This is a genomic window from Mesorhizobium ciceri biovar biserrulae, assembly GCF_001618845.1.
Taxonomy (GTDB): domain Bacteria; phylum Pseudomonadota; class Alphaproteobacteria; order Rhizobiales; family Rhizobiaceae; genus Mesorhizobium; species Mesorhizobium ciceri.
Genome location: NZ_CP015064.1, coordinates 3,633,187 through 3,646,865, shown reverse-complemented (window position 1 = coordinate 3,646,865; position 13,679 = coordinate 3,633,187). Strand labels below are relative to the sequence as shown.

Genomic DNA, 13,679 nt, shown 5'->3' with positions numbered 1-13,679 from the left:
GTGTCCGAAATCAGCCGGCGAGTATACGCTCGATCGCCGGGCGGTTCAGCCCTTTCAGGCCGATGACGACGAGGCGCGAGCGGCGGTCGTCCTGCGCGGTCCAGGCGCGGTCATAGTAATGATTGACGCGCGGCCCGACGGCCTGCAGCAAGAGCCGCATCGGCTTGCCGCCGACCTCGACGAAGCCTTTTACGCGCAGCACGTTCTCTTCTTCGGCGACGGTGGCGACGCGCTTTGCCAGCTCGTCCGGATTGGCGATCGAGGCAATGTCGACGATGAACGTGTCGAAGTCGTCATGCTCGTGGTCGAATGCGCCGTCATGATGGGACTTGCGGTTTTCGATGTCGTCCTCGACGGCGAGACCGAGCCCGAGCAGCACGGAGGGATCGACCTTGCCATGCGAGGTCGGCACAATCTTCACTGCGCGGGCGGAGTGTTCGCCAACGATGGCATTGGCGCGGGCGGTGCCGGCGGCGTCCATCAGGTCGCTCTTCGACAGGATGATCAGGTCGGCGCAGGCGATCTGGTCCTCGAACACTTCTTCCACCGGATCGTCGTGGTCGAGCGTCTCGTCCCCGGCGCGCTGCGCCTGGAGGGCCTCCATGTCGTTGGCGACGCGGCCTTCGGCCAATGCCGGTCCGTCGACCACGGCGATGACGCCATCGACGGTCACCCGGCTTTTCACGCTGGGCCACTGAAAGGCCTGGACCAGCGGCTTGGGCAGTGCCAGGCCCGAGGTTTCGATCAGGATATGGTCGACCCTCGGCGTCAGCGACAGGATTTGGTCGAGCGCCGGGACGAAATCATCGGCGACAGTGCAGCAGATACAGCCATTGGCCAGTTCGACGATGTTTTCCTCGGGGCAGGTGTCGATACCGCATCCCTTGAGGATCTCGCCATCGATGCCGATGTCGCCGAATTCGTTGACGATGATGGCGATGCGCTTGCCGCCGGCGTTTTCCAGGAGATGGCGGACCAGCGTCGTCTTGCCGGCGCCGAGGAAGCCAGTGACGACGGTGCAGGGAACGCGGGATACGGAAGTGGTCATGGTCAATCCTTCAGCATGTCGATGGGTGGAATGCGGGCCACGAGGCCGCGCTTGAGGCTATCGGGGCGGCCACGCCACGGGATCAGGCCATCTTTCGAGGTGGCGAAGAGCTTTGCGCCTGTCACGAGGTCGGCGCCGCTGGTCGCGGTCAGGTCGCCGAAGACATAGCTCCAGCAGCCGTCGCGCAGGATCGCGGCGCTGAGGCGCCGCTTGCAATTGCCAAGGCATTCGACGCTGCGGATGCGGATATCGTCGCCAGCGGCGGCGCGGCGCGTGTCGTCCGTCAGCAACTCGCCGGCGCGGGGATGAGCGTCGGAGCCGGTCTCATTGCGGCAGGAGCCGCAGACGATGATGGTGACGCCGGCCAAGGCATCATCATGGCCGGACGAAATATCCGCTGTGCCAGCCGAAAAACTGCTGTCGTGGTCCAAAGATCGGGCTCCTTGCCCGGAAACCCGCCGGGCGATCGGATTCTACAGTCGCAGACGGCAGGTCTCCTGGCTCGCGAGTCATCGCCTTGGGTAGCCGCCTTCCCGGGAATTCCCAGTGGTTTTCGGCCTTGGCTCTTCGCTTACAGTTGCGGGGACAGCCGCGGATTTGGGATTTTGCCCCGCACCGCATTCCCTCTTAGCCCTTGCCGTTGCGGGCAAGGGACCATCTGGAACCGGATTTAGGCTTTTGCGGGCGGCGGTGTCAACGCGAGCTTACGACACGGCTATGTCGGCCAGCGCCGGCCCCAAATCCCCGGCAGGCGTCACTTCGATGCGTTCGAGCCCGAGCCAACCTTGCATCTGCTTCAATTCCTCGAACAGCTCCGCAGCGGTTTCAGGCGGCGCACCGGGCTCGGCATAGGCCGCATGGACCCGCAGTATGCTGGCCGGGCGATCGGCCTTGAGGTCGACGCGTGCCACGATCCTGTCGCCGAGCAGGAACGGCAGGACATAATAGCCATACTGCCGCTTGTCGGCCGGTGTGTAGATCTCGATGCGGTAATGGAAATCGAACAGCCGCTCGGTGCGCGAGCGCTCGAAGACGACCGGATCGAAGGGTGCCAGCAAGGCGCGGGCCTCGACTTTGCGCGGCAGACGGGCGTCCCGGTGAAGATAGGCCGGCTTGTCCCAGCCTTCGACACGCACCGGCAGCAACTCGCCCGTTTCAACCAGTTCCTCCAACCGGCCTTTCATATCGGCCGGCGACAGGCGGAAATAATCGCGCAAATCGCTTGAAGTCGCCACGCCGTGGGCGCGGGCGGAAATGCGCAGCAATTCGCGGTGCGCGTCCTCAGGCGTCGGCACCGGCAGATCGAGGATCGCCTGCGGCAGCACGCGCTCGGGCAGGTCATAGAAGCGCTCGAAACCGCGGCGGTGCGCCGTGGTGATGCGGCCGGCCCAGAACAGCCATTCGAAGGCGTGTTTGGCATGGCTCCAGCCCCACCAGCCGCCCGAACCTTTCTGGCCCTCCAGCGCGGAAGCGGCGATCGGGCCGCGCTCGGCGACCTCGCGGTAGATCTCTTCGATGTAGGCGGCGTGCTCGCGGCCCCATTTGGCGAGACCCAGATACATTTCCTCGCCCCGCTCGGCGCGCTGCATGCGCCAGCGCATCAGCGGGTATGTCTCGACCGGCAGGAAGGAGGCCTCGTGCGCCCAATATTCGAAAACCATGCGCTTGCGCGTCACAGCCGCGTTGTCGAGCAGAGCGAGCGGGTAGGGGCCAAGGCGCGAATAGAGCGGCATATAATGAGCGCGCACCACCGCGCTGACGGAATCGATCTGCAACAGGCCGGTGCGGGAGAGCGTGCGGGCAAAATGCCGGCGGTCGGGCGTGCCGGTCGGGCGAGGATCGAGGAATCCTTGGGCGGCAAGGGCGATGCGCCGGGCCATCGGGAGCGAGATCTTTTCCTTCATGCAGGTATCACTTTGACGTGTTTTGACCGAGGGTCGAATGGTTGATTCCAACCCATGCTAGCAGGGTTTTGGCGGCATCCATGTCAAGAGAGAAAAGTGGAGTAAAAAGCGAAGGAAATCAAACAGGAGCGGATCGGACCAGTTTGCCGCGATATGCCGTCCAGGTCGATGTTTTGAACAAGGTTTGACTTGCTTCGCTGGAAGTGCTGCGCTAACCCTCGCCGCGTTGCAGCATAGGCCCTTAAAACGGTTCAGCGGTTAAACTGTCACGCTTCCGCATTAGGGTCCGGTGCTGTAATCAACGTGGATTGGCGCCAACGGAAAGCCGAGCATGAACGCACTCTTGAGCTCATACCTGCCCATCGTCCTGTTCATAGGCGTGGCGCTGGTTGTCGGCCTGGCGCTGCTGGCCGCGCCCTTCCTGGTGGCCTACCGCAATCCCGATCCCGAAAAGCTTTCCGCCTACGAGTGCGGTTTCAACTCGTTCGACGACGCCCGCATGAAGTTCGACATCCGTTTCTACCTGGTGTCGATCCTGTTCATCATCTTCGACCTGGAAGTAGCCTTCCTGTTTCCGTGGGCGGTGTCGTTTTCGAAGATCGGCATGCTCGGTTTCTGGTCGATGATGGTTTTTTTGGCGGTGCTGACCATCGGCTTTGCCTATGAATGGAAAAAAGGAGCGCTGGAATGGGATTGAACGACAGTTCAGGCACCCTCGTCGCGCCGAAGCCCAAGGGCATCATCGATCCCAACACCGGCAGGCCGGTGGGGGAGGACGATCCCTTCTTCCTCGAGATCAACAACGAGTTGGCCGACAAGGGCTTTCTGGTCACTTCGACCGAGGCGCTCATCACCTGGGCGCGCAGCGGGTCGCTGATGTTCATGACGTTCGGCCTCGCCTGCTGCGCGGTCGAGATGATCCACACCTCGATGCCGCGCTATGATTCGGAGCGGTTCGGTGTCGCGCCACGCGCGTCTCCGCGCCAGTCCGACATCATGATCGTCGCCGGCACGCTGACCAACAAGATGGCGCCGGCGCTGCGCAAGGTCTACGACCAGATGCCGGAGCCGCGCTACGTCATCTCGATGGGCTCCTGCGCCAATGGCGGCGGCTATTACCACTATTCCTATTCGGTGGTGCGCGGCTGCGACCGCATCGTGCCGGTCGACATCTATGTGCCCGGCTGTCCGCCGAGCGCCGAAGCGCTGCTCTACGGCATTCTTCTCCTGCAGAAGAAGATCCGCCGCACCGGCACGATCGAACGGTAGTCGTCATGGGTAAAGAGCAGATTATTTATGGCAACCCTGAGCCTTGGCTGGGGTTAACGTTCAAAACCTTGGATCAACGATTTGACGTATACGAATCGGGGAAGCGGTTTTATTCTTCCGAGTTCTTAACTGATACAAAATTTGGGGATGCTGGTCTCGGTATCGACATCTTATTGAATGACTGGGAGGCCAAGCTCACAGGCGACCCTCGATCTGTTTTTTATTATGGTGACGTGAGACTGCGGTCGCTCGGTGATCGAACTAAAAATCTGGTTGCAGAAATGTCGGCCAAGGTTTCCTGCGAGGGCTCGTCCGCCAACGGCGCGGCAAGCGAAAAATTGTTTGTGGAGTGCGTTGCGCTGAATGGCGACCCGGCAAATCTTGAAGCCCGGCCGCTTGTCGGAAAGTTGTTTTTTGGGGAGCCAGGCGACGACAATGAATGTCAGGTTTTTTTGGCCCTTGACACTGCCAGAGAGTGCGCTTGGTTCGGTGAGAAAGATCCAGTGTACTCGCGCAATGTTATAGGCTGGTTGGCGAGGTTGTCATGACCGCATCCCTGAGCGAACTGTCGACCTATCTCGGCGAGAAGCTGCCTGGCCGCTTCAGTGAAGCGGTGCTTGCCTATGGCGAGCTCACCGTCCATGTCGAGCCGCGCGATCTGGTCGAGGTGATGACCTTCCTGCGCGACGATGCGCGCTGCCAGTTCATCTCGATCATCGATGTCTGCGGCGCCGACTATCCGTCGCGGGCCAAGCGTTTCGACGTCGTCTATCACCTGTTGTCGCCGAAGCAGAATGTGCGCGTCCGCGTCAAGGTGCAGGCCGACGAGGAAACCATGGTGCCGTCGATCACCGGCGTCTATCCCGGCGCCGACTGGTTCGAGCGCGAGACCTACGATCTCTACGGCGTTTTGTTCTCCGGCCATCCCGACCTGCGCCGCCTGCTGACCGACTATGGCTTCGAAGGCCATCCCTTGCGCAAGGATTTCCCGCTGACCGGCTTCGTCGAGGTGCGCTACGACGACGAGGCCAAGCGCGTTATCTATGAGCCGGTCGAGCTCAAGCAGGAATTCCGCAATTTCGATTTTCTGTCCCCGTGGGAAGGTACGGATTACGTGCTGCCGGGTGACGAGAAGGCAAAGCAGTAAATGGCTGAAACCTCCGTCCGCAACTTCAACATCAATTTCGGCCCACAACACCCGGCGGCGCACGGCGTTTTGCGCCTTGTGCTGGAGCTGGACGGCGAAGTCGTCGACCGCGTCGATCCGCATATCGGACTGCTGCATCGCGGTACCGAAAAGCTGATCGAAGCCAAAACCTACCTGCAGGCGGTGCCCTATCTCGACCGGCTCGACTATTGCGCGCCGATGAACCAGGAACATGCCTTTGCGCTGGCCGCCGAGCGTCTGCTCGGCATCGAGGTGCCGAAGCGCGGCCAGGTGATCCGCGTTCTCTACAGCGAGATCGGCCGCATCATGTCGCATATCCTCAATGTGACGACGCAGGCGATGGACGTCGGTGCGCTGACGCCGCCGCTGTGGGGCTTCGTCGAACGCGAAAAGCTGATGGTGTTCTATGAGCGCGCCTCCGGTTCGCGCATGCATGCCGCTTATTTTCGGCCCGGCGGCGTCCATCAGGACCTGCCGCGTCAACTGGTCGAGGACATCGGCAAGTGGATCGACCCGTTCCTGAAGTCGATCGACGACCTCGACCGGCTGCTGACCGGCAACCGCATCTTCAAGCAGCGCAATGTCGATATCGGCATCGTCTCGCTGGCGGATGCCTGGGCCTGGGGTTTTTCGGGCGTGATGGTGCGTGGCTCGGGTGCAGCCTGGGATCTGCGCAAGTCGCAACCCTATGAATGCTATTCGGAGATGGATTTCGACATTCCGATCGGCAAGAACGGCGACTGCTTCGACCGCTACCTCGTACGCATGGAAGAAATGCGCCAGTCGGCGAAGATCATGCGCCAGTGCGTCGACCTTTTGCTCGGCAAGGAGAGCACCGGCCCGGTGTCGAACCTCGATGGCAAGGTGGTGCCGCCCAAGCGCCAGGCGATGAAGCGCTCGATGGAAGCGCTGATCCATCACTTCAAGCTCTACACCGAGGGTTATCGCGTGCCGGCCGGCGAGGTTTACGCCGCCGTCGAGGCGCCGAAGGGCGAATTCGGCGTCTATCTGGTCTCCGACGGCTCCAACAAGCCCTACCGCTGCAAGCTGCGCGCGCCGGGTTTCGCGCATCTGCAGGCGATGGATTTCCTCTGCCGCGGCCACATGCTGGCCGACGTCACCGCCGTTCTCGGCTCCCTCGACATCGTGTTTGGTGAGGTCGATCGCTAAATGTCAGTCCGCCGTCTCGCAGAAGCCAGCGTCCAGCCAGCATCCTTCGTCTTCAACCGGGCGAATGCCGCGGCTGCGAAGCAATGGATCAAGAAGTACCCGAAGGGCCGTGAACAGTCGGCCATCATCCCGCTTCTGATGATAGCACAGGAGCAGGAAGGCTGGGTGACGAAAGCGGCGATCGAGACGATCTCCGACATGCTCGGCATGCCGCGCATCCGCGGGCTGGAAGTCGCGACCTTCTACACGCAGTACCAGTTGAATCCGGTCGGCACGCGTGCGCACATCCAGGTCTGCGGCACCACGCCCTGCATGCTGCGCGGTTCGGAAGCGCTGATGGATGTCTGCCGCTCCAAAATCCATCACGACCAGTTCCACACCAACGACAAGGGAACCTTGTCTTGGGAAGAGGTGGAATGCCTCGGTGCCTGCGTCAACGCGCCGATGGTGATGATCTTCAAGGACACGTTCGAGGATCTGACGCCGGAACGCCTGGCTGAAATCATCGATCTCTATGACGCCGGCAAGGGTGCTGCGGTGGAACCGGGGCCGCAGAATGGCCGCACCGGCTCGGAGCCGGCCTCCGGCCTCACCACGCTGAAGAGCGAAAAGGCGATCCTCAAGTCGACCCGCGACAGGGAAGCCAGGGAGGCGGCCAAGGCCGCCAGGGCGGCACCTGACGCGATCGTCGCAGCGCCGGTGCCGGCGCCGGCCGCGGCCCCTGTCGCACCGTCCAACACCAGCAAGCCGAAGACCGACGCCCCTGAAACCAGCCCGGCGTTGAAGACGCCTTCAAAAACCAAGGTCGCGCCGGCGGTTGAAAAGGCGGCGAGTGTTGCCGCTCCACTGCATTCGGCCGCCAATGCCAACAAGGCAGACTCCAAAGTCGAGCAGGTTTCCAAGCAGCGCAGTGGCCCCATCACCAAGGCCGAGCCGGCCTCCGCCTTCAAGGCGCCAGAGGTCAAGGTACCGGCCGCCAAGCCGGCCAAACCGTCGCTCGGGGACAAGAACCGCCCGGCCGGCATCGACAGGCCGGCACAGGTCGATGACCTCAAACTGATCTCCGGCGTCGGCCCCAAGATCGAGGGCATCCTGCATACGCTGGGCATCTTTACCTTCGCGCAGGTCGCGTCGTGGAAGAAGGCCGAACGCGAGTGGGTGGATGGCTATCTCTCTTTCCAGGGCCGCATCGATCGCGACGACTGGGTCAAGCAGGCCAAGGCGCTCGCCAAGGGTGGCGTCGCCGAATACATCCGCGTCTTCGGCAAGAAGCCGGTCTGAGGGACGAAAAATGCTCGGGGATAAAGACCGCATCTTCACCAATATCTACGGCCTGTTCGACAAGTCCTTGGCCGGCGCGATGGCGCGCGGCGCCTGGGATAACACGCCCGGCATCGTCGCCAAGGGCCGCGAGTGGATCGTCAACGAGATGAAGGCGTCGGGCCTGCGCGGCCGTGGCGGCGCCGGCTTCCCGACCGGCCTCAAATGGTCGTTCATGCCCAAGCAGAGCGATGGCCGGCCGAGCTATCTCGTGATCAACGCCGACGAATCCGAGCCCGGCACCTGCAAGGACCGCGACATCCTGCGCAACGACCCGCACACGCTGGTCGAGGGCGCGCTGCTTGCCGGTTTCGCCATGGGTGCGGTTGCCGCCTACATCTATGTGCGCGGCGAGTTCATCCGCGAGCGCGAGGCGCTGCAGCGCGCGATCGAGGAGGCCTATGAGGCCAAGCTGATCGGCAAGAACAACACGTCCGGCTACGATTTCGACATCTACATGCACCACGGCGCCGGCGCCTATATCTGCGGCGAGGAGACAGCGCTCCTCGAAAGCCTCGAAGGCAAGAAGGGCCAGCCGCGGCTGAAGCCGCCATTCCCGGCCAATGTCGGCCTCTATGGCTGCCCGACCACGGTCAACAATGTCGAATCGATCGCGGTTGCGCCGACCATCCTGCGCCGCGGCGCGGCCTGGTTCTCGTCCTTCGGCCGGCCGAACAATGTCGGCACCAAGCTGTTCTGCATCTCCGGCCACGTCAACAATCCGTGCACGGTCGAAGAGGCGATGTCGATCCCGTTCCGCGAACTGATCGAGACGCATTGCGGCGGCATTCGCGGCGGCTGGGACAATCTTTTGGCGGTCATACCGGGCGGCGCTTCGGTGCCGTTGGTGCCGGCCGAGCAGATCATCGACGCGGCGATGGATTTCGACGCGCTGCGCGATCTCAAATCCGGCCTTGGAACCGCGGCTGTCATCGTCATGGACAAGTCGACCGATGTCGTGAAGGCGATCGCGCGGCTTTCCTACTTCTACAAGCACGAGAGCTGCGGCCAGTGCACGCCATGCCGCGAAGGCACCGGCTGGATGTGGCGGGTGATGGAACGGCTGGTGCGCGGCGAGGCGCAGAAGCGCGAGATCGATATGCTGCTCGACGTCACCAAGCAGATCGAAGGCCATACGATCTGCGCGCTGGGCGACGCGGCGGCATGGCCGATCCAGGGCCTGATGCGGCATTTCCGCGGCGAAGTGGAGCGGCGCATCGACGAGTTTTCGCGCAATGCGCACCGGGCCGAGCCTGTGATGGTGGCGGCGGAATAGAAGAACGTTTACGCGGACGAAAGTCCGCAGCGAAGGGCGGGGCGAACGACGAAACGACCAGGAGAACTCTATGGCGCCGTATTCGAACCCGCTGATGCCCAATTTGGACCAGATCGAGCAGATGAACCAGGACTTGACCAGGATGATGCCGAAGGAGATGGCCAGTGCCGTCAACCTTTTCGTGCATCCTGTGGCGGGTGCGGCGGCGATGTCGGCGCTTGGCCTCGGGCTTGCCAATCATGCTTTCGGCGTCTGGCTGGGCGCGTTTTCAGGCGCGGCAGAAGCCTCGCAGCGGCTGTTGCAGCCGATCGTCGATGATTTCGAGGCGCGCGTCGCGCAGTTCGATGAACCGAGTCCTTCCTCCACCAAGGCACGGGCAACCGCGAAAACCATGATCGCCGAGGCGCAGTCCTTCGCCAGGGAGGTCACCGATATTGCCGCCAAGGAAGCCGCAACTGCCGTGCCGGCCGCAAACGCCGCTCCAGCAACAAGCGGCGTCGGCGATGCGCTGTTGCCCGAGGATTTCAGGCAGCCCAAGGCCGTGGAGAAGCCGGCGAAACCGGCGGATCTCAAGGCGATATCGGGCATCGGGCCCAAGCTGGAAAAGGTTCTCAACGGCCTCGGCATCTGGACGTATGCCCAGATCGCGGCATGGACGCCGCAAGAGGTTGCCTGGGTCGAGGACTATCTGTCGCTCGGCGGCCGCATCGGCCGCGACGATTGGACAGCTCAAGCGGCGGCGCTCGCCGTCAAGAAGTGAATGAAGTGCCCGACGTGGTCTCGACCGCGTCCGGAAAAAGAGATTGCGGGAACTCCGCAGGGGTTTGAGGCGAATGGCAAAGCTCAAGGTCGACGGGAAAGAGATCACTGTACCCGACCACTACACGCTGCTGCAGGCGGCGGAAGACGCTGGCGCGGAAGTGCCGCGCTTCTGCTTCCATGAGCGGCTGTCGATCGCCGGCAATTGCCGCATGTGCCTGATCGAGGTGAAGGGCGGGCCGCCCAAGCCGCAGGCCTCCTGCGCCATGAACGTGCGCGACCTGCGTCCCGGCCCGAATGGCGAGGCACCGGAAATCTTCACCAACACGCCGATGGTCAAGAAGGCCAGGGAAGGCGTGATGGAGTTCCTGCTGATCAACCATCCGCTGGATTGCCCGATCTGCGACCAGGGCGGCGAATGCGACCTGCAGGACCAGGCGATGGCCTTCGGCGTCGATTCCTCGCGCTATCACGAGAACAAGCGCGCGGTCGAAGACAAATACATCGGACCGCTGGTGAAGACGGTGATGAACCGCTGCATCCACTGCACGCGCTGCGTCCGCTTCACCACCGAAGTCGCCGGCATTTCCGAACTGGGCCTGATCGGCCGTGGCGAGGATGCCGAGATCACCACCTATCTCGAACAGGCGATGACCTCGGAGCTGCAGGGCAATGTCATCGACCTTTGCCCGGTCGGCGCGCTGACCTCGAAGCCATTCGCCTTCCAGGCGCGGCCGTGGGAGCTGACCAAGACCGAATCCATCGACGTGATGGATGCGGTCGGCTCGGCGATCCGCGTCGATAGCCGGGGCCGCGAAGTGATGCGCATCCTGCCGCGCGTCAACGAGGCGGTGAACGAGGAGTGGATCTCCGACAAGACCCGCTTCATCTGGGACGGCCTGCGCACGCAGCGTCTCGACCGCCCCTATGTGCGCAAGGAGGGCAGGCTGGTTGCCGCCAGCTGGGCCGAGGCCTTCGCCGCGATCAAGGATGCGGTGTCGAAGACGGCGCCCGAAAAGATCGGCGCCATATCGGGCGATCTCGCCGCTGTCGAAGAAACCTATGCGCTCAAGCTGCTGATGGCTTCGCTCGGCTCGAAGAACACCGATTGCCGCCAGGATGGCGCCGCACTCGACCCGGCGCTCGGCCGTGCGAGCTACATCTTCAACCCGACCATCGAAGGCATCGAGCAGGCCGATGCGGTGCTGATCATCGGCGCCAACCCACGTTATGAAGCCTCGGTGCTCAATGCTCGCATCCGCAAGCGCTGGCGGACCGGCAATCTGCCGGTCGGCGTCATCGGCGATGTCGGCGATACCCGCTACGATTACGAACAGCTGGGCGCCGGGCCGGATTCGCTGAAGGATTTGGCTGACGGAAACGGCAAGTTCTTCCAGACGCTGAAGAAGGCGACACACCCGCTGATCATCGTGGGACAGGGCGCGCTGGCGCGTGCCGATGGCGCGGCCGTGCTCGGCCAGGCGGCCAAGCTCGCGGCCGCCGTCAACGCTGCTCGCGCAGACTGGAACGGCTTTGCCGTGCTGCACAATGCGGCCGGGCGCGTCGGCGGTCTCGATCTCGGCTTCGTACCGGGCGAGGGCGGCAGAAACGTTGCCGGCATGCTGGGCGAAATGGAGCTCTTGTTCCTGCTCGGCGCCGACGAGATCGACATGGCCAAGACCGGCGGCGCCTTCGTCGTCTATATCGGCACGCATGGCGACCAAGGCGCGCACCGCGCCAATGTCATCCTGCCGGCGGCCGCCTACACGGAAAAATCGGCCACCTATGTCAACACCGAAGGGCGGGTGCAGCAGACCAACCGCGCCGGCTTCGCGCCGGGCGAGGCGCGCGAGGACTGGGCGATCCTGCGGGCGCTGTCGGATGTGCTGGGCAAGAAACTGCCGTTCGATTCGCTGCCGCAGCTGCGCGCCAAGCTTTATGGCGAATACCCGCATCTGGCCCGTATCGACCAGGTCGCGGCCGGCAACGCCGAGGATATCGCCGAGGTGGCGAAGCTCGGCGGACGGCTGAACAAGGGCACCTTCACCTCGCCGGTGAAGGATTTCTACCTGACCAACCCGATCGCGCGGGCATCGGCCGTGATGGCGGAATGCTCGGCACTGGCCAAGAGCGGCTTCAAGCAGGCGGCGGAATAAGCATGGACACTTTCTTCTCCTTCTACGTGCTGCCGGCGCTGCTGATCCTGTTGAAGTCAGTCGTGCTGATCGTCGTTCTTTTGATCTTCGTCGCCTACATCCTCTACGCCGACCGCAAGATCTGGGCGGCGGTGCAATTGCGCCGTGGCCCGAACGTCGTCGGCCCCTGGGGCACGCTGCAGGCTTTCGCCGATCTGTTGAAGTTCGTCTTCAAGGAGCCGGTCATCCCGTCCGGCGCCAACAAGGGCGTGTTTCTTTTGGCGCCGCTGGTGTCGGCCGTGCTGGCGATCTCGGCCTGGGCGGTCATCCCGGTCAGCCACGGCTGGGCAATCGCCAACGTCAATGTCGGCATCCTCTATGTCTTCGCCATCTCCTCGCTCGAGGTCTACGGCGTGATCATGGGCGGCTGGGCGTCGAACTCGAAATATCCGTTCCTCGGCGCGCTGCGCTCGGCCGCGCAGATGGTGTCCTACGAAGTCTCGATCGGCTTCGTCATCGTCACCGTTCTGCTCACCGCCGGCTCGCTCAACCTCACCGATATCGTGCTGTCGCAGCATGATGGAATTGGTACGCGGCTTGGCCTGCCCAACACCTTCCTCGACTGGAACTGGCTGGCGCTGTTCCCGATGTTCATCATCTTCTTCATCTCGGCGCTGGCCGAGACGAACCGCCCGCCCTTCGATCTGGTCGAAGCCGAATCGGAACTGGTCGCCGGCCACATGGTCGAATATTCGTCGACCCCGTTCCTTTTGTTCTTCCTCGGCGAGTATGTCGCCATCGTGCTGATGTGCGCGCTGGCCACCATCCTGTTCCTCGGCGGCTGGCTGCCTCCGTTCGACTTCGCGCCGTTCACCTGGGTGCCGGGCGTCATCTGGTTCGTGCTGAAAGTCTGCTTCGTGTTCTTCGGCATCTCCATGGTGAAGGCCTTCGTGCCGCGCTACCGCTACGACCAATTGATGCGGCTTGGCTGGAAAGTGTTCCTGCCGATCTCGCTGTTCATGGTGGTCGCCACCGCGGCCTTCCTCAAGATCACGGGGTTTGCGTGATGTCCGCTCTTTCCCAAGCCGCCAAATCGCTGCTGCTGCAGGATTTCGTCAGCGCCTTCTTCCTGTCGATGCGCCAGTTCTTCGCGCCGAAGGAGACGATCAACTATCCGCACGAGAAGGGGCCAACCAGCCCGCGCTTCCGCGGCGAGCATGCGTTGCGCCGCTATCCCAATGGCGAGGAACGCTGCATCGCCTGCAAATTGTGCGAGGCGATCTGCCCGGCGCAGGCCATCACCATCGAGGCCGGCCCGCGCCGCAACGACGGCACCCGCCGCACGGTGCGCTACGACATCGACATGGTGAAGTGCATCTATTGCGGCTTCTGCCAGGAAGCCTGCCCGGTCGACGCCATTGTCGAGGGGCCGAATTTCGAGTTCGCGACGGAGACGCGCGAGGAACTCTACTACGACAAGGACAGACTGTTGGCGAATGGCGACCGGTGGGAGCGCGAGCTGGCGCGCAACATCTCGCTGGACTCGCCCTACCGCTGATATTTGACGCATGGACGGGGCGAGGGGCCTCGTCTAAGGACACAACGAAACTTGCGGCCTGAGGCGGCAAAC

General features: G+C 63.0%; 14 protein-coding genes and 1 riboswitch. Of the genes, 11 read left to right on the top strand and 3 right to left on the bottom strand.

The features are described from left to right. Positions 1-10: 10 nt before the first annotated feature. The 3 genes from cobW to A4R29_RS17040 form a co-directional block, all read right to left on the bottom strand. A complete protein-coding gene (cobW, locus tag A4R29_RS17050; protein WP_063172424.1) occupies positions 11-1,048 on the bottom strand; it encodes a cobalamin biosynthesis protein CobW in 1,038 nt (345 codons plus the stop codon). Between the two features lie 2 nt (positions 1,049-1,050). Continuing rightward, a complete protein-coding gene (locus A4R29_RS17045; RefSeq protein ID WP_013531088.1) occupies positions 1,051-1,479 on the bottom strand; it encodes a DUF1636 family protein in 429 nt (142 codons plus the stop codon). A 39-nt stretch (positions 1,480-1,518) separates the two neighbouring features. After that, positions 1,519-1,722: riboswitch (cobalamin riboswitch) on the bottom strand. Positions 1,723-1,752: 30 nt separating this feature from the next. Continuing rightward, on the bottom strand, positions 1,753-2,952 hold the full coding sequence (locus A4R29_RS17040; RefSeq protein WP_063172423.1) for a winged helix-turn-helix domain-containing protein: 1,200 nt from the start codon (positions 2,950-2,952) through the stop codon (positions 1,753-1,755). A 331-nt stretch (positions 2,953-3,283) separates the two neighbouring features. On the opposite strand from A4R29_RS17040, the gene A4R29_RS17035 reads away from it, so the two are divergent. The 11 genes from A4R29_RS17035 (at position 3,284) to nuoI (ending at position 13,607) form a co-directional block, all read left to right on the top strand. Beyond that, positions 3,284-3,649: an NADH-quinone oxidoreductase subunit A gene (locus tag A4R29_RS17035; RefSeq protein WP_010910112.1), complete on the top strand. Its 366-nt coding sequence runs from the start codon at positions 3,284-3,286 to the stop codon at positions 3,647-3,649. Continuing rightward, positions 3,640-4,221: a NuoB/complex I 20 kDa subunit family protein gene (locus A4R29_RS17030; RefSeq protein WP_013531090.1), complete on the top strand. Its 582-nt coding sequence runs from the start codon at positions 3,640-3,642 to the stop codon at positions 4,219-4,221. Before A4R29_RS17035 ends, A4R29_RS17030 begins: the two co-directional genes overlap by 10 nt. A gap of 5 nt (positions 4,222-4,226) precedes the next feature. Then, positions 4,227-4,769, top strand: coding sequence for a hypothetical protein (locus tag A4R29_RS17025; protein WP_063172422.1), 543 nt, complete (start codon positions 4,227-4,229; stop codon positions 4,767-4,769). Beyond that, on the top strand, positions 4,766-5,368 hold the full coding sequence (locus tag A4R29_RS17020; protein WP_063172421.1) for an NADH-quinone oxidoreductase subunit C: 603 nt from the start codon (positions 4,766-4,768) through the stop codon (positions 5,366-5,368). Before A4R29_RS17025 ends, A4R29_RS17020 begins: the two co-directional genes overlap by 4 nt. Beyond that, positions 5,369-6,559, top strand: coding sequence for an NADH-quinone oxidoreductase subunit D (locus tag A4R29_RS17015; protein ID WP_024501361.1), 1,191 nt, complete (start codon positions 5,369-5,371; stop codon positions 6,557-6,559). Then, entirely contained in the window at positions 6,560-7,840 is a 1,281-nt protein-coding gene (locus A4R29_RS17010) for an NADH-quinone oxidoreductase subunit E (protein WP_063172420.1), read from the top strand. It abuts the gene before it with no gap. A gap of 10 nt (positions 7,841-7,850) precedes the next feature. Beyond that, entirely contained in the window at positions 7,851-9,155 is a 1,305-nt protein-coding gene (gene nuoF / locus A4R29_RS17005; protein ID WP_063172419.1) for an NADH-quinone oxidoreductase subunit NuoF, read from the top strand. A 70-nt stretch (positions 9,156-9,225) separates the two neighbouring features. Then, complete coding sequence (locus A4R29_RS17000) at positions 9,226-9,915, top strand: NADH-ubiquinone dehydrogenase (RefSeq protein WP_063172418.1); 690 nt, start codon at positions 9,226-9,228, stop codon at positions 9,913-9,915. A 73-nt stretch (positions 9,916-9,988) separates the two neighbouring features. Continuing rightward, complete coding sequence (gene nuoG, locus A4R29_RS16995; RefSeq protein WP_063172417.1) at positions 9,989-12,070, top strand: NADH-quinone oxidoreductase subunit NuoG; 2,082 nt, start codon at positions 9,989-9,991, stop codon at positions 12,068-12,070. A gap of 2 nt (positions 12,071-12,072) precedes the next feature. Beyond that, the gene (gene nuoH / locus A4R29_RS16990; protein ID WP_013531097.1) at positions 12,073-13,116 is read left to right on the top strand and encodes an NADH-quinone oxidoreductase subunit NuoH; all 1,044 of its coding nucleotides are present in this window, start codon (positions 12,073-12,075) and stop codon (positions 13,114-13,116) included. After that, complete coding sequence (nuoI, locus tag A4R29_RS16985) at positions 13,116-13,607, top strand: NADH-quinone oxidoreductase subunit NuoI (RefSeq protein WP_013531098.1); 492 nt, start codon at positions 13,116-13,118, stop codon at positions 13,605-13,607. Before nuoH ends, nuoI begins: the two co-directional genes overlap by 1 nt. The last annotated feature ends 72 nt before the right edge of the window (positions 13,608-13,679 follow it).